The following is a 14,906-nucleotide window of genomic DNA, read 5'->3' as shown; positions in this document are numbered from 1 at the left end:
AGGGGTAGGTGAAAGCTTCCCCTACTCGATTCACGTAAGAATAATCTCACGAAAATGCTTTTGAATGGAATTGGTCCGGAGTACACGCGGAAATCGGCAGGTACGTGCTGACAGCATTGATCATATTGTTAATACAAGCCGATGATTTTCCACCAAAGCATACCGACTGCAAAAACGATAATGACACTTGCGGTAACCAGAACAAAATTGATTTTGTAGAACCTAGGTCTTTCAAAGAAACCCTGTCCGAAGTAGATCGGGCCGGGACCGCCGGCATATTCTGTAATGCCCCACATGAAGTTAGAGAAAATGGCAAAGCAGACGGCAACCATCAGCGGAGGTGCACCGGCTCCGATCGCCACAGCGGCAAACGGAACATACATCGCCGCCACATGTCCAGAGGCAGTTGCAAATACGTAGTGAAGGTAAATATAGGCAAAGCCGAGCAGGATGAATGTTGTCATCCAATCCATTCCGGTGAGCATAGAGGCAAATCCAGCAGACATCCATTTAATGAAACCGAGAGATGTGAGACCGGTTGCTAAGGAGATGATGACGCCGAACCAAACAACGGTATCCCATGCGGCTTTGTCCGCTAAGACGTCTTTCCAATTTACGGCCCCCATCGCAAAGAGCAAAGCAGCAAGCCCGATACCGATGGCGTTGGCATTTAGCCCGGTCCACATTGTGGTGCCCCAGCCAAGAAGGGCCAAGACGAAGCCGATCGCAACTTTGATTTCTTGCGAAGACATCGGTCCCATATGTTTCAACTCTTCACGTCCCATCTTCTTGGCTTCAGGAGTACGTTTAAGTTCCGGATTAAGAATCTTGTAGGAAAGCAACGGCATTACGAAAAAGCAGATCATCGCCGGAACGACTGCAGCCCAGAACCAGCCTACCCAGGTCAGCTCAATGCCTAAACCTTCTTTTGCCAGTGTTGCACAAAGAGGATTTGCAGCCATGCCGGTCATGAACATAGCGCCGGTGATCGGAGTGAACTGAAAACAAGTCATGGTCAAGAATTCACCTAAACGCTTTTGCTTTGGGCCTGGTTCGGAGTCTAAAACTTGGTCAATGGACTTGGAAATCGGGAGGATGATGCCGCCGGAACGAGCGGTTACACTCGGCATTGCCGGAGCGAGAATAAGGTCGGCAATGCCCAAGGAGTAAGCGATGCCCAACGAAGAGCCTCCAAATAAGGAAAGCGTTTTATAGGCGATTCTTCTTCCTAGTCCGGATTGAACGAATCCGAGTGAAAGAACGTAAGCAGAGAAAATCATCCAGACCGTACCGGAAGCAAAACCTGAGAGTGCTGCTTTAAAACTTAGCGTGTTGGTGAAAATAGAAAGAGCCAGCGCGATGAACATTAAGGCGCCGGAAGGAAGAGGTGCACAAAGAATGCCGACAATGGTTGCGACGAAGATGGCGAACATATGCCAGGCTTGTGGTTTGAGGCCCTCGGGAACCGGGTAAAACCAAATCGCAAGCAAAACCACGATTGGGACGAGATATTGCCAGAGCTTAATAGGCTTATTAGACATAATGGTATCCTTAGAGAGGCCTTCTGCAGAAGACCTTTCTTCAGTTAAGGGACAACTAATCAAGGAAGTAAGTGCTAGTTCTTGCTGTATTTGGCAACGACACGGTCGACAAATTCCGGAGCTAACCCCACATAGTTATGCGGATCGAGCATTGCGTCGATTTCTTCTTCCGTAAAGGCTGCGGCAACTTCGGGTGTACGCAGCAGAACGTCCTTAAAGGGTATTTCTTTTTCATAAGCTTCCATTGCACCCTTGTAAACAATGCCGTGAGCTGTCATACGACCGAGGCGGTTGGCCAGGTGCATCATGACGTTTTCACTGAGCATCAGGCCTTTCTGTGCAAACAAGTTGCGTTCCATGTGTTTTGGATAAACGATAAGGTTCTTCAGAATGTTCTTGGATTTTTCCAGCGCGGCAGCCATCATGTGGCATGCACGAGGAATAGCCTCCCACTCAGAGAGGAAGCAGCCCCAATCCCGTTCCATTTCGCTGATCATGCTTTCTACGATAGAAGGGGCGATGCTGCGGACATTTCTGAGAAGCGCCAGGACATTTTCCAGAACGGCCGGATTGCGTTTATGCGGCATGGTGGAGGAACCGACTTTGCCCATGAAGAACGGTTCTTCCAATTCAAGAATTTCTGTTCTCTGCAGTGTCAGGATTTCATGCATGATGCGGCCGAGAGTTCCGGCGCAAAGGGCAAGAACGGAAACAAATTCGGCTTGGTTATCGCGGGCAACATGCCACGCAATCGTCGGAGTCTTCAGACCGAGAATTTTGAACATGCGTTCTTGAGTTTCCAGGCCGTGTTCAGGTTGAGAAGCTAAGGTACCAACGGCGCCGGCCATTTCGCCGACGAAGACTCGGTCTCTCATTTCTTCGAGGCGTTCAATATCGCGACCCAGTTCATCGGCCCAAATAGCCGCTTTGTAACCGAAGGTGATCGGAAGAGCGTGGACGACGTGGGTACGGCCGCTCATGATGGTGTTACGGTATTTTTTGGCTAAGTCTAGGCAGTATTCCTGACAGAGTTTCATATCACGAAGAATGACTTCGTAGGCATCTCTTTCTAACAAGACAATACCTGTGTCCACGATGTCTTGACTCGTAGCTCCCCAATGCACGAACTCTCCGGCGTTTTCCGGAAGGATTGCTTTGAAGGCTTTCAGCAGGGGTACGATCGTAATAGAGCTCTTGTAGTATTCGCCGATGCTCGGAATGTCGATGAGTTCAGCTTTAGCGTATTGATTGATGATGTCGGCTTTTTCCTTTGGAATGACGCCGAGTTCGGCTTGAGCGGCAGCGAGCGCGGCTTCTGTGTCCAGCCATTTTTGGACCCAAGCTTTATCGCTCAGGATTTCGCGCATTTCATCGGTACTAAACATGCAGCCGTGGATCTGGCTGTCGATTGCAGTAGAAGGCATTTTCTCTCCTTAAAAATTGAGATCGGTTTTGTATGGCTTCATTCTGCAAATAGAGGACAAGCGGAACAACGAGTAAGTGCATTTGTTTTGATAACTATCAATAGTTCAGCGTTTAGTTTAAGAACTTTATTTAATAAATCAAAGAGTTAAGTTATGTCTACCAACTTATTGCCGAGTTTTGTAGGCGACAAAACGCAAAACCCTTATGGTTGTTGGCTTCGCGCTTAGATAAAATCGAACTTGTCCGTATTTAGAACCTACAAATCTCTTATTATGCAAAAACCCGTCTGGAAAAAGATCGCAGAAGAAATATCCTTAGAAGTCTCTTTGGGGAGGTGGACGGTCGGCTCTATCATCCCGAACGAGATTGATCTGGCTAAAAGATATAAAGTCAGCCGAGACACAATGCGGAAAGCACTTACCTATCTGACTCAGCAAGGACTTTTTGAACGAAAACCGCATATCGGAACCAGAGTTAAATCAAGAACAAGAACAGGCAAGTTCCTGAGCGAGTTGGACGGAATTAGAGATATTGACCATTACGGCAATCAATACCCGAGAAAAATCCAGAACGTTACCCAATTGGTCGTCGATGAAGAATTGGCAGAACGGTTGTCTTTAAAGCCTGGGGATCTGGTCATTCGCTTTAAAAACATTCGCGTCGCTTCTGAGAAAGTTCAAGAGACCGTGGTCGTGACGTACGTTTACATTCCGGCTGAAGCAGCCGAGGTCTTAGAGATAGTGAAGAAACGCCCCGAAGAACTCATTATTACATTGGCAGAAGAAGTCCTCGGACGGGAATGTGATGAAGTTAAGCAAACTTTTTCGGGCACGATCATGCCTGACGAGGTGGCAGATTTATTTAAAGTTCCTCACGGGACGGCGGCTTTGAAGATTATTCGGAATTACATGGATGTTCGTGGGCGAACGATCGTTGCATCCGAATCGTTTCATACGGCAGATCGATTCTCTTTTTCCGTTGCTGTGAAGAAGAAAAAGTACTAATTAGGAAAACATCTTAGATTTTGCAGAAAAGGTTGTGCTTTAGGCTGATTCTACTTGCTCATTTCTCTCTGAATCGCTACGCTCAGAGCTGCACCCAAGAAGAATCTCAAGATCTCAAATGCACAAAACTACAAAACGCGGTTTCCTCAAGGCCGCACTTGCCTCCGGATTGGCGCTTGAAGCCTTTCCGGCTCGTTCTGCTTCCCAAAAGAGCTCCGAGCAATTAATTACGATTATCGACTTAGATAAGTGCGACGGCTGCTCGGATTTGTCGATTCCTGCGTGCGTCAGAGCCTGCCGTGCTAAAAATCAGGCTCGCTATCCAGAGCCGCAGAAGCCGGTGCAGCCTTACTGGCCTCAGCCCAAGTATGAGGACTTTTCAAACGATCGGGATAACATTTCTCGGCTGACTCCGTACAACTGGATTTATCTTCAGCATGTTTCCGTTGACGGAAAAGATATTTATCTTCCGAGACGCTGCATGCAGTGCTTCGATGCTCCATGTCGCAAGCTCTGTCCTTTTGGAGCCATCGACCAAACTAAACAAGGAGCGGTCAAGATTGATGATCGCGTGTGTTTCGGAGGGGCGAAGTGCAGGGACGTTTGCCCATGGAATATTCCTCAGCGCCAGGCGGGTGTGGGAATCTATCTTAAAGTAGAACCGAAATTAGCCGGCGGCGGAGTCATGTATAAATGCGATTTTTGTGCTGATCTCATCGCTCAAGGCAAAGAGCCTGCATGCTCGACGGAATGCCCCAAAAAAGCCATGTTGGTTCTCCCCATCTCGCAGGCAGAAGAAAAGTGTAAATCCTTAGCAAATGACCGTTTTGTATACGGTAAAGAGGAAAACGGCGGAACCGCAACTTGGTATGTTTGCTCTGTGCCCTTTGAAAAGATCAACCGTCAGCTGCACTCCCAATTGCCAAAGAATCATCCGGGAAGACCGCTAATGAACGAAGTCGATTCAAAACTGAGTCAGTCGACGCCTTTAGTGCTCGGAACTTTGGCTGCACCGATTGTGGCTTTGGGCGCATCCGTCGCCCTAAGAAAAAGAAAGAACGACAAAGATCAATCTCAATAAGGCGGTGCGGAAATGAAAATCATCAGACAACCTCTAACTAATCGAGTTGTGCATTGGGGCATCGCATTGAGCTGTTTCGGACTGATTTTTTCCGGAATACTTCAGATGCCTGTAGCTAAGAGATACGGCCTGACATCTTTAGGAGAGTGGATGGGAAACTACTTTACGACGTTGTCCATGCATTACTTTTTCGGGCTGATCTTTGTGTTCTTTTGCTGCTTCCATGTCTTCTACCATGCATTGAATAAAGAGTTCGACATTGTTCCGAAGAAGGGTGACGTAAAGGGGAGCATCCTGATTTTTAAAGCCATTCTCTCCGGGAAGAAAGAGCCTCCGAGCGCGAAATACCTGCCGGAACAACGTTTGGCCTGGGCCGCTTTTGCCGTGACCTTCTTAATCCTCATTATCACGGGGCTTTTGAAAACCTATAAAAACCTTCCGGGCGTTCAGTTGGACGATCCTTGGACTTTCTATATCGCTCAATTCCATAACCTGGGTTTTGTTCTCTGTATTTTTTTGTTTTTAGGCCACATGGCGGCGTTCATGATCAAGGCCAATCGTAGTCTTCTGCCGGCGATGTTCTCTGGCAAAGTTGATAGAAGCTATGCGTTAGAACGTCACTCACTTTGGTCAGCGGAATAAGCCTGGCTTTACGAGATTTATTATTCAGAAAAAAGAGTTCCGCAGACTTATTAGAGGAGAAATAATGCTTCTGCTGCGTGTGAAAAAGACTTTTCGAAAGCTCGTTTTTCCTCTTATTCTCACATTGGCTGTTTGGCCCGTTTACGCAACTGAAACGTTAAGACTAGGGGTTTCTTCCTTCGCGGAACACAATATTAACAAAAGTCTTATTGATCCGACGATTGAAGCGATTAGAAAAGCGGTACAACCAGACAAATTAGAAGTCGAGTGCCTAGAGCTGGGACGCTTGCAGAATTCGCTAAAAAACGGTCAGTTAGATTTAGTTCTTTCCTCTGCAGGTAATTACCGAAGATTCTTGTTGGAAGGCTATGGTCTGCGAGACTTAGCGACCATGGTATCGAATCAAGCACCGAATCCCAATTACGCGGAAGGCTCTGTATTCTTTGTCCGAAGTGATAGAAATGACCTTGATTCCATTGGTGCCCTCAAAAATAAATCAGTCAGCGCTAACTATCCGTTCGCGTTTTCAGGGTGGCAAATTGCAGCTGGAGAACTTTTAAATAGAGATTTCGATCCTGATCATTTCTTCTCTAAAGTTGATTTTCTCGGCCACGGCGCGTCTCCTGTAATCGAAGCTGTTTTATCCGGGAAAACCGACGCCGGTGTTGTGCGGGCTTGTGTGCTAGAAAATGCCGGTCTCCTCAAGTCGGGTCTAGTCAAGGTTCTCGATCCGAAAGAAACGACCGATTTCCCTTGTGCAGTGAGCACGCGTTTGTATCCGAATTGGACTTTATCCACAACCCCGAATACAGCGCCGGAAGTCAGTAGAAAGGTGACGGCCGCGGTGCTTGAGATTAAACCTCTGCAAAATAATCTGCATTGGAGTGTGGCTACGGATTTCACACCGATTGATGACTTATTCAAAGGATTGGAGATCGGGCCTTTCGAATACCTTCGTCACTTTAGTTTTAAGCGTTTCATGGAAGCGTACTGGCAATACTTAGTTTTTGCAGCGATTTTTATTATAGGTTTGATCCTTCACGGAATAAGAAGTGAATATCTGGTGAACAGGAGGACTCATGCATTGACCGAATCGCTCAAGCGAGAACGAAAGCTGAGGGCCGAATCTGCTTTGGTTAAAAGCCGATTAGACAAAATTCAAAAAGTCGGTCTCGTTGGTCAGATGTGCTCCATGATTGCGCATGAACTGAAGCAGCCTTTGGGTGCTGCAGCGGCTTACTGCTTCGCACTTCGCCGACGTATGGAAAGCGGGGAAGTGTCCGCAGAAATGATGGAGAAGGGGATCGAGAGGGTTGATCACCAAATTCAAAGAGCCTCGGAAGTTGTGAATCAAGTGCGTTCATACGCGAAGGGACAAAGGCAAAGACTGACGGTTGATGTCGGCAAGACAGCTGAAAAGATACTTCTAGACATTAGCGCTTCTGCTCCGGATACCGACCTTGAATTTAGAAAAGATTCTGAAGAACTTTTTGTTGAAGCTAATCCCATTGAGTTGGAGATTATCCTAATTAACCTTGTAAAGAACGCAATCGAGGTGGTAAAAGATAAGTCAAACGGACGTGTGGTTGTGACTCTTTCCGCGGAGGGGAACACTGTTTGCATAAAGGTTGAAGATAACGGTGAAAAATTATCGGATGCAGAATGGAAACAGATATCCCAGCTTGCGATGGCAACGACAAAGCACAGCGGACTGGGCTTTGGCCTATCCATTGTTGCAGGCTTGGCTGAGGATCTGGGCGGAAGAATCACATTTGAGCGAATCCCTTCGGGAGGGCTTTCAGTCTTCGTCCGTCTGCCGTTAGCAAAGGAGAAATCGTGACACAGGGGTGTTTGATTCGCATCGTTGATGACGATGAAGATATGCGCGAAAGTCTCTCTTTTTTGCTTGAAAGCGAGGGTTGGAAATGCTCGGCTTATTCGAGTGCAAGAGAGTTTTTGATTGAGGATGCGGGCAGTGTTCCGGGATGTCTGATTCTTGACATTCGTATGCCCGAGATGACGGGCTTAGAGCTGCAGCAGGAAATGAATCGAAGAAAAATTTTTCTGCCGATCGTTTTCCTCACGGGACACGGCAGTATCGATATGGCAGTTTCCGCCATGAAATCCGGCGCAGTTGAGTTTTTGCAGAAGCCCGTGGACCATGCAAGGCTTCTCGGCATTGTAAGGGACTGCGTGCGCCGCTGCAGCAACGGGTTTGCGGTTTTGGACTTCGATATTATTGAGGCAAAAAGACGCTGGGAAACGCTGACGGAAAAAGAACAGCAGGTGTTGACGTTAATTGCAGCTGGTCTTTTAAACAAAGAAGCTGCAGAGCGCCTCGGGAACTCGGTGCGGACTATCGAAAATCATCGAGCTGCGGCGATGAAAAGACTTCAAATCAAGACGTTGGCGCAGCTTCACAGTCTGATTGAAGCGGTCAAAGAAAATAAAAATCAGTGAAAATACTGACCAGTCTAAATGAAGAAAGTTTGATCAAACGCAAAATACCTAGGTAGTGGAACGGGCAACAATGCTCCTGTCGGTTACGAAAACCAATAACTCAAATCCAACGATAGGAGAACTCAAATGCAAGTCACAAAACGCACGTTCCTCAAGGGCCTTCTTGCGACAGCCGCTGCCGGGGGAGTTGTCTCTCAGGCTTCCGCAAAACCTCAGGCTGATCTCCCCGCAAAGTGGGATCGTGAAGCTGATGTCGTCATTCTCGGTTACGGCGGTGCCGGTGCTTCTGCAGCGATCACAGCAAAAGATGCCGGTGCAGATGTCGTCATCTTTGAAAAGACAGCTCAGGGCGGCGGCAACACAGCCGTTTCCTCCGGCGGCATGATGATCCCGAACAACCGCGAACGCGCCATTACTTACCTTGCAAAGACTTACGACTTTGCCAACTCTCAGAAAGACCAGGAACTGCTTGAAGCTTTCGTTGACGAAGCGATGAAGTCCAAAGACTTCCTCCTTTCTCTGGCTCCGGATCAGAAGGTTTACATCTACGGTCATGCCGGCTTCCAGAACATTCCTGAATCCGACGCTATCGACAAATGGCGTTTCCGCACTCCGAAAGGACAGAAGACTCGCGGCGGCGATATGCTCTTCAACAACTACCGCTATGCTGTTGAAACCGTCCGTAAGATTCCTGTCGTTTACAACGCACGCGGCCTGCAGCTGATCACTCAGAACGACGAAGTTCTCGGCGTTTGGGTTGAAATCGACGGTAAAAAACAGGCTGTTAAAGCTCGCCGCGGCGTAGTGCTGGCAACAGGCGGCTACGAATTCGACGACAACATGCTGTCCAACCACACAATGGGTCAGAAATTCCACCGTCTAGGCCATCCCGGCAACACCGGTGACGGCGTCAGAATGGCCCAGGCTGCCGGTGCCGATCTCTGGCATATGAACGCTCTGTCCTGCCCACTCGGTCTGGTTGTTCCGGGTCTTAAGACTGCTCTGCAGATCAACATGCTTGCTCCTTCCTACATTTATGTTGACCAGGACGGCAAGAGATTCGCAAACGAAAAGATGGACAACCATACCTGTATCTACGGTGTTAACGTCTTGGATCCGATCAAACATCGTTATCCCCGCATCCCGTGCTTCGTTATCTTTGATGAAGCCGCCCGAGTCAGAGGCCCGATCATCGGCGGCGCTACTTCCGGTTATGCCTTGAACAGAGAAAACTACAAGTGGAGTAAAGACAACTCTGCTGAAATTGAAAAGGGCGTGATTGTCTCTGCTCCGACGATTGAAGAATTGGCTAAGAAGATCAACGTTCCGGCCGAAAATCTCGTCGAAACCGTTAACAGATGGAATAGCCAGATCAATGCCGGCGCCGATAAAGACTTCGGTCGTCCTCTCGAAAAGAAAGGCAAGGTTGCATTCGAAGGCCGCGAAGCTCCGGTGATCTCTCGTCCGATCGGCGACGGTCCTTACTACGCTGCCGAGCTCTATCCGACAATCCTGAATACTCAGGGTGGTCCGCGCCGCAACAAACTCGGTCAGGTTCTCGATCCGTTTGGCAAACCGATCGCACGCCTCTACAGCGCCGGTGAATTGGGTTCTATGTGGGGCCATATCTATCAAGGTGCCACGAACAACTCAGAAGCTTGCGTATTCGGAAGAATCGCCGGCAGAACGGTTGCTAACGAAACTCCCTGGTCATAATTAAATAACGCCGGCGCTGAAAGGCGCCGGTCTCCGGCAATAAGAAAAAAAGGATTTTCTCATGAAGAAGTTACTGCTCGTAGTTTCCTTAGCACTCGTATCGGTACAGGGTGCTTGGGCTGCAGATAAAATGCTGGCCGATCGGCACGTTGAGCGCGGTTTGAAGTGCGAATCCTGTCATACCACAATGCCTCCGAAAGCTGTTAACACAGACGGCTGCCTCAAATGTCACGTCAGTTACGAAAAACTCGCAGCAAGGACGGATAAAAACGATATCAATCCGCACGATTCTCACTTAGAAAATTTAGATTGCGGCGCTTGCCACCACGGTCATAAGAAACCGGTTCTGGCTTGCGACGAATGTCACGAATTCACAAATATCAAGGTTCCTTAACCGATCGATCATTCTTTTCTCCTTGGTGATTGGCCGAAAGGCAAAAGAAAGCCGCACATGAACTCTCGCTCATGTGCGGCTTTCTGATATTTCCATTACCCTATTCAGAAGACAGAGGATTATTCACCTTCAACGGTACTGGCTTCAACAGCCTCAACTTCCTCTTTCTTCAGTTCTTTGGCTTCTTCGACCTTCGGATCGACAGGTTTCTTCTCTTCTGCCTTCTTAGAGCCGCAGCAGCATGTGCATGAATCAGTCATCGGAATTTACCTCCTGTAGTGTTGTTTGAATTTTGGTCGGGTCTTTTACTGCCCGAGCAGGGAAATTGTAGTCGGAGGTGATGAAACAGCGCCTCAAAATTGTCCATAATAGGAAACTCAAAAATGGAGGAAAGAGTGAGCGCTGAGTCGGTAACCGACCTTAGAACGGCGAAATTCGGCATTCAAAAAACGCGAACTTCGCAATATGTCTTTGAGTACAAGAACATTTGGGATCCCGTTAAAAAACGGTCCAAACCGCTGTATCGCATTTCTGTGGGAAAGGTGATCGGCGGTGAGGTTGTCATCAAAGACGAATACCTTCAGATGCATCCCGAGCTTAAGCAGGGAGATATTGTTCTGCAGGAAGGAAAACCGATTTATATCGGCGGATGCTCAGTGCCCTCCGAACTTTTTGAAATTTTGGAACTGGATCATTTCTGTCTGACGACGGCTCAGCCGGAAGCCATGGTGTCTTTTTATCGTCTCCTCGGACTGCCGGTTCGAAAGGACGGCGAAAGGTACGAGATCGAGTTCCCGCACTTTAAGATCAACCTTCATGTAATCGGGCATCCCTTACTGCCCGAAGCGAAAGTTGCCGTGCCGGGTACCGGAGACTTTTGTTTGGAAATCCAAACGGACTCGGATTCGTGTGAAATCGCTGAAGCTTTTCGCAAACTTGACGTTCCCGTTGAGGGGCCGGTGATTCGCCATGGAAGAAAAGGTGAGATGACATCGGTCTACTTGAGAGATCCGGATCAAAATTTGGTTGAACTCGCCGTCTATCCCAAACACTAATTTAGGAAAAGAATGGACACACAAGAAAAGGAAAAGAAAAGCGAAGAAATCGCTGCTCAAACCACTCAAACAAAAGAACAGCCGGTTCCTGCACAGCCTTCTTATGCTGAGTTAAAGAAAGAAAAGGCAAAAGCGGAAGCTGAACTGAACAAAGGATTCCCGGGCAACCGTTCCGTAGGAAAACTTTTCTGGGGCTATCTCGTCTGCGGATCGCTCTTTTGGGCGCTGATGTTCTACGGCGTAGGAATGGCTTTTACCTATCGAGAAAATCCTAACTTTGACGCGGCAGGTTTGGCGCTTTTAATTTGTGCTGTCATTCTCTATCTGTGGGGATTCGTTTTTTCCGTACTGAGCTTTATGGCGGCAATGCGCCTTAAGGGAAAATCGTTACTCAAGGCAATTTATATCTTCGGTGTGATTGCTTATCTCATCGTGCTGTTCAGCGGATTATTGGTTTTCGTGCACGTTGCGATGGTCATCTAAACGGACGATCAAACTTTTACTAGGAAAGCCAATTTTTATCAATTCTTTACATAAAATGAAAGTTAGTTCTGGTTGAAACAACAAAGACCAGCCCCTTCGATATTTAAAGATACAGATAAAAAATGGCGTTGATTGTTCAAAAATACGGCGGCACTTCAGTCGGTTCCGTTGAGCGCATCAAAAATGTCGCTCGACGCATCGCGAAGTGGCAGAATGCCGGCCATCAGGTAGTAGTTGTCGTCTCCGCGATGAGCGGTGAAACCAATCGCCTGATTGCCTTGGCAAAAGAAATTCAAAAGAATCCCGATCCCCGTGAACTTGATGTGATCGCCTCCACCGGCGAACAAGTCACCATCGGTCTTCTTGCGATGGCACTCCAGAATTTAGGCGTGCCGGCTCGCAGCTATACAGGTACTCAGGTCAGAGTTCTGACAGACAACGCCTTCACCAAAGCTCGTATTAAAGAGATCGATTCTCACAGAATCATGGCCGACCTGAATGACGGTAAGGTTGTGATTGTTGCGGGCTTCCAAGGCTGTGATGAAGAGGGCAACATCACAACGCTCGGCCGTGGCGGTTCCGACACTTCCGCTGTTGCCCTGGCAGCTGCTCTTCATGCAGACGAATGCCTTATCTTCACCGACGTCGACGGTATTTACACAACTGATCCGCGCGTGGTCAGCGACGCTCGCAAATTGGATGTTGTGGCGTTTGAGGAAATTTTGGAAATGGCCTCCCTCGGCTCCAAGGTTCTTCAGATCCGCAGTGTGGAATTTGCCGGTAAATACCGCGTTCCGACCCGCGTGCTCTCCAGCCTGACAGACCCTGATATTCCGGTAGATGAAGAAGCAAACTCCGGTACCCTGATTACTTTTGAGGAAGATCCCAAGATGGAAAAAGTTGTTGTTTCCGGCATCGCTTTCAGCAGAAACGAAGCCAAGATTACATTGCCGCACGTGCCCGATACCCCGGGTATCGCCTACAAGATTCTTGGCCACATTGCCGAAGCCAACATTGAAGTTGACATGATCGTGCAGAACGCAGCTAAGAACGGTTTGACCGACTTCAGCTTCACGGTCAGCCGCAACGACCTCGACAAAGCCATGAAGGTTTTGGAAAAAGAAGTCACACCGTACCTCGGTGAAGAAGGCATCCTAACAGACGCTTCCATCGCTAAGATCTCCTGCGTCGGTATCGGCATGCGCAGCCACGCCGGTGTTGCCGCCAAGATGTTCCGCATCCTGGCTGAAGAAAACATCAACATCAAGATGATTTCTACTTCCGAAATCCGCACCTCCATCGTCGTCGACGAAAAATACATGGAATTGGCCGTTCGTGCGCTTCACAAAGCTTTCGGACTGGACAAGGCCACTAAGGCAATGGAACTCTAAGACAGAATTCCGTTTCGCCTAAACCAAAAAATCCTCGGAGTTTTTTAGATTCCGAGGATTTTGTTTATGTGTTAACTACTTACTCAATTTTGAATACGTGACGAAGGTGTTCCTTCCAGCGTTTTACATCTTCTCCAATGTGCGGATTCTTCACGACGTCATTGCACATGAAGGACGGAAGCTGCTTCATTCCTAAGAATTCAAAAGCCTTAATCAGCGGGAAGAAGACGCCGTCAACGCCGCGGCCTTCAAAGAAGTCGCCCTTACGGTCAAAAGCGGTCTTCGGAGCGTTCCAAGTGCTGCTGATCATGAACTTCTTATCTGTCAGAATTCCGCCTCTGCCGTAATTGTCATCGGGATGCAGATGAGAGCGGCCGTCATTGCCGACGACGCCGGGCTGAACAAAGACGAGGTCTTCATAACGCTTAAGCTGCCACGGTGTGCTCATCCACCAGCCCGGTGTCTGGACAATGATGACATCGGCTTTCTTAATCTTTTCCGCTTCAGCAGCGATTTCCCATTGGCTGTCGATCAATGTGATTTCGACATTCCAACCGAGTTTAGTCAATTCTCCCTCGGCGAGACGAGATAAATAATGGTTGAGCTCGCCGCCTTTACCGAAGTTTTGGCAGCCTGCATCAAGAATCAAAACGTTATTAGACATTTGAGTTACCTCCATAGTTGCAAGCATAGTAGGACGGCTCGACAGAAGGCTTATTCAAAACTTACCAAAATGAGTTGCCTTAATACTGAGCTTCGAAACTTTTTATTTCATGGTACAGACGGCAATTGATAGGTACGGGTAATCCGTATTTAGCAGCTTTTTGAATGACTGTGCCCGCAAAGAAATCGACTTCGGTCAGCCGATTTGCCAGCCTGTCCTGCCGCATTGAAGGCATCCCGTCGGGATTTAATTCATCGATGATCTGAAGGTAATCTCGGAAGTCTTGTTCGGTGAGTCCGGTGCCTTCTTTTTGTGAAAGTGAAAGTACCTCGCGCATCGCGGCCTTCAATGTTTCTCTGGCTTCGCCTTCTTGGTGCACACGACGAAAAACATCGTTATAGACGGCTAATGTCTGATTGACGCCGACATTGAGCATCCACTTGCACCACATGCGGTGCAGGATGTTTTTATCGACAACGTATGGCATTTCGGTTCTATCAAAAAAATCCACAACGGCATCGAGAACCTCAGGCTCGCCCTTATGTTCCGGACTGAGTCCGATCACAAGCTCTCCGAAATTTTTATAAGTCAGTACGCCGTTTTGAAAAAGCGCATCCATTCGCTGGGCAACGCAGTGAACGATCCTGTGCGTTCCGAGTTCTTGCTCGATGATGTCTTCGCTGGAGATGCCGTTCATCACAGAGATGACGATGGTATTTTCAGAGATCAGACCTTTGATGCCTTGCAAAGCACTTTCCAAAGCGGGCCCTTTTAAAGCAACGATCAGCAAGTCAGGTGCTTTGTTCAGCTCTTCGGGGCTCTCAAAAAGGAGGGAGCAGGGGCGGCCGTTGGCTGTGAGGGACTGCTCACGATAGCGTGTACAGCGTTTAGCGTCCGCTAGAAAATAAACCGAGCCCTCTGGCATACGCGGAGTGAGAAAGTCTCCGTACATCACGCCCAAGGCTCCGCGGCCAAGGATGGCAACAGATTGGATTTTTGTGGTTTCTGGCATAAAAATAGGGGCTGTTGCAAAAGTCTGTCGAAAGCAGA

Annotated in this window: 15 protein-coding genes; 10 read left to right on the top strand and 5 right to left on the bottom strand. The window is 48.2% G+C overall.

Features of this window, described 5'->3' with window-relative positions; genetic code table 11:
- Window positions 1-128: 128 nt before the first annotated feature.
- The gene (locus tag HMPREF9439_RS04400) at window positions 129-1,541 is read right to left on the bottom strand and encodes a DASS family sodium-coupled anion symporter (RefSeq protein WP_008810917.1); all 1,413 of its coding nucleotides are present in this window, start codon (window positions 1,539-1,541) and stop codon (window positions 129-131) included.
- A 74-nt stretch (window positions 1,542-1,615) separates the two neighbouring features.
- Entirely contained in the window at window positions 1,616-2,965 is a 1,350-nt protein-coding gene (gene purB / locus HMPREF9439_RS04395) for an adenylosuccinate lyase (RefSeq protein ID WP_008810918.1), read from the bottom strand.
- A 273-nt stretch (window positions 2,966-3,238) separates the two neighbouring features.
- Here purB and HMPREF9439_RS04390 point away from each other — a divergent pair, with 273 nt between their 5' ends.
- The 7 genes from HMPREF9439_RS04390 to HMPREF9439_RS04360 all read left to right on the top strand — a co-directional run bounded on the left by HMPREF9439_RS04390 (window position 3,239) and on the right by HMPREF9439_RS04360 (window position 10,263).
- Complete coding sequence (locus HMPREF9439_RS04390; protein WP_008810919.1) at window positions 3,239-3,970, top strand: GntR family transcriptional regulator; 732 nt, start codon at window positions 3,239-3,241, stop codon at window positions 3,968-3,970.
- A 118-nt stretch (window positions 3,971-4,088) separates the two neighbouring features.
- The gene (locus HMPREF9439_RS04385) at window positions 4,089-5,051 is read left to right on the top strand and encodes a 4Fe-4S dicluster domain-containing protein (protein WP_008863879.1); all 963 of its coding nucleotides are present in this window, start codon (window positions 4,089-4,091) and stop codon (window positions 5,049-5,051) included.
- Between the two features lie 12 nt (window positions 5,052-5,063).
- A complete protein-coding gene (locus HMPREF9439_RS04380; protein WP_008863878.1) occupies window positions 5,064-5,693 on the top strand; it encodes a cytochrome b/b6 domain-containing protein in 630 nt (209 codons plus the stop codon).
- 64 nt (window positions 5,694-5,757) lie between these two features.
- Window positions 5,758-7,533: a sensor histidine kinase gene (locus HMPREF9439_RS04375; protein ID WP_008863877.1), complete on the top strand. Its 1,776-nt coding sequence runs from the start codon at window positions 5,758-5,760 to the stop codon at window positions 7,531-7,533.
- Window positions 7,530-8,153, top strand: coding sequence for a response regulator transcription factor (locus HMPREF9439_RS04370; protein WP_008863876.1), 624 nt, complete (start codon window positions 7,530-7,532; stop codon window positions 8,151-8,153). The genes HMPREF9439_RS04375 and HMPREF9439_RS04370 overlap by 4 nt, the downstream gene beginning before the upstream one ends.
- Before the next feature lie 126 nt (window positions 8,154-8,279).
- The gene (locus HMPREF9439_RS04365; RefSeq protein WP_008863875.1) at window positions 8,280-9,869 is read left to right on the top strand and encodes an FAD-dependent oxidoreductase; all 1,590 of its coding nucleotides are present in this window, start codon (window positions 8,280-8,282) and stop codon (window positions 9,867-9,869) included.
- A 61-nt stretch (window positions 9,870-9,930) separates the two neighbouring features.
- A complete protein-coding gene (locus HMPREF9439_RS04360; RefSeq protein WP_008812451.1) occupies window positions 9,931-10,263 on the top strand; it encodes a cytochrome c3 family protein in 333 nt (110 codons plus the stop codon).
- Between the two features lie 119 nt (window positions 10,264-10,382).
- Here HMPREF9439_RS04360 and HMPREF9439_RS13180 read toward each other — a convergent pair whose 3' ends face one another.
- Window positions 10,383-10,523: a hypothetical protein gene (locus tag HMPREF9439_RS13180; protein WP_008863874.1), complete on the bottom strand. Its 141-nt coding sequence runs from the start codon at window positions 10,521-10,523 to the stop codon at window positions 10,383-10,385.
- 123 nt (window positions 10,524-10,646) lie between these two features.
- Between HMPREF9439_RS13180 and HMPREF9439_RS04355 the strand changes: the two genes are divergently transcribed.
- The 3 genes from HMPREF9439_RS04355 to HMPREF9439_RS04345 all read left to right on the top strand — a co-directional run bounded on the left by HMPREF9439_RS04355 (window position 10,647) and on the right by HMPREF9439_RS04345 (window position 13,192).
- Window positions 10,647-11,318 (top strand): VOC family protein, encoded by a 672-nt coding sequence (locus HMPREF9439_RS04355; RefSeq protein WP_008810925.1) that lies wholly within the window; start codon window positions 10,647-10,649, stop codon window positions 11,316-11,318.
- Between the two features lie 12 nt (window positions 11,319-11,330).
- The gene (locus tag HMPREF9439_RS04350; RefSeq protein ID WP_008863873.1) at window positions 11,331-11,801 is read left to right on the top strand and encodes a hypothetical protein; all 471 of its coding nucleotides are present in this window, start codon (window positions 11,331-11,333) and stop codon (window positions 11,799-11,801) included.
- Between the two features lie 122 nt (window positions 11,802-11,923).
- On the top strand, window positions 11,924-13,192 hold the full coding sequence (locus tag HMPREF9439_RS04345; protein ID WP_008863872.1) for an aspartate kinase: 1,269 nt from the start codon (window positions 11,924-11,926) through the stop codon (window positions 13,190-13,192).
- Window positions 13,193-13,271: 79 nt separating this feature from the next.
- Here the strand turns inward: HMPREF9439_RS04345 and HMPREF9439_RS04340 are convergent, their stop codons facing one another.
- Both HMPREF9439_RS04340 and HMPREF9439_RS04335 read right to left on the bottom strand, forming a co-directional pair.
- Entirely contained in the window at window positions 13,272-13,856 is a 585-nt protein-coding gene (locus HMPREF9439_RS04340; protein WP_008810928.1) for an NAD(P)H-dependent oxidoreductase, read from the bottom strand.
- 79 nt (window positions 13,857-13,935) lie between these two features.
- On the bottom strand, window positions 13,936-14,906 hold a 971-nt coding region (locus tag HMPREF9439_RS04335), incomplete at its 5' end, for a ketopantoate reductase family protein (protein ID WP_008863870.1).

Origin of the sequence: Parasutterella excrementihominis YIT 11859, assembly GCF_000205025.1 — a bacterium.
Lineage (GTDB): Bacteria > Pseudomonadota > Gammaproteobacteria > Burkholderiales > Burkholderiaceae_F > Parasutterella > Parasutterella excrementihominis.
This window is presented reverse-complemented; position numbering and strand designations above follow the sequence as displayed.

Excerpts from the sequence above, each read along its gene's own strand:
- HMPREF9439_RS04355 (WP_008810925.1), top strand. The coding sequence starts at position 10,647 with ATGGAGGAAAGAGTGAGCGCTGAGTCGGTAACCGACCTTAGAACGGCG.
- HMPREF9439_RS04345 (WP_008863872.1), top strand. The coding sequence starts at position 11,924 with ATGGCGTTGATTGTTCAAAAATACGGCGGCACTTCAGTCGGTTCCGTT.
- HMPREF9439_RS04340 (WP_008810928.1), bottom strand. The coding sequence starts at position 13,856 with ATGTCTAATAACGTTTTGATTCTTGATGCAGGCTGCCAAAACTTCGGT.
- purB (WP_008810918.1), bottom strand. The coding sequence starts at position 2,965 with ATGCCTTCTACTGCAATCGACAGCCAGATCCACGGCTGCATGTTTAGT.
- HMPREF9439_RS04360 (WP_008812451.1), top strand. The coding sequence starts at position 9,931 with ATGAAGAAGTTACTGCTCGTAGTTTCCTTAGCACTCGTATCGGTACAG.
- HMPREF9439_RS04380 (WP_008863878.1), top strand. The coding sequence starts at position 5,064 with ATGAAAATCATCAGACAACCTCTAACTAATCGAGTTGTGCATTGGGGC.
- HMPREF9439_RS04400 (WP_008810917.1), bottom strand. The coding sequence starts at position 1,541 with ATGTCTAATAAGCCTATTAAGCTCTGGCAATATCTCGTCCCAATCGTG.
- HMPREF9439_RS04385 (WP_008863879.1), top strand. The coding sequence starts at position 4,089 with ATGCACAAAACTACAAAACGCGGTTTCCTCAAGGCCGCACTTGCCTCC.
- HMPREF9439_RS13180 (WP_008863874.1), bottom strand. The coding sequence starts at position 10,523 with ATGACTGATTCATGCACATGCTGCTGCGGCTCTAAGAAGGCAGAAGAG.
- HMPREF9439_RS04375 (WP_008863877.1), top strand. The coding sequence starts at position 5,758 with ATGCTTCTGCTGCGTGTGAAAAAGACTTTTCGAAAGCTCGTTTTTCCT.
- HMPREF9439_RS04350 (WP_008863873.1), top strand. The coding sequence starts at position 11,331 with ATGGACACACAAGAAAAGGAAAAGAAAAGCGAAGAAATCGCTGCTCAA.
- HMPREF9439_RS04390 (WP_008810919.1), top strand. The coding sequence starts at position 3,239 with ATGCAAAAACCCGTCTGGAAAAAGATCGCAGAAGAAATATCCTTAGAA.
- HMPREF9439_RS04365 (WP_008863875.1), top strand. The coding sequence starts at position 8,280 with ATGCAAGTCACAAAACGCACGTTCCTCAAGGGCCTTCTTGCGACAGCC.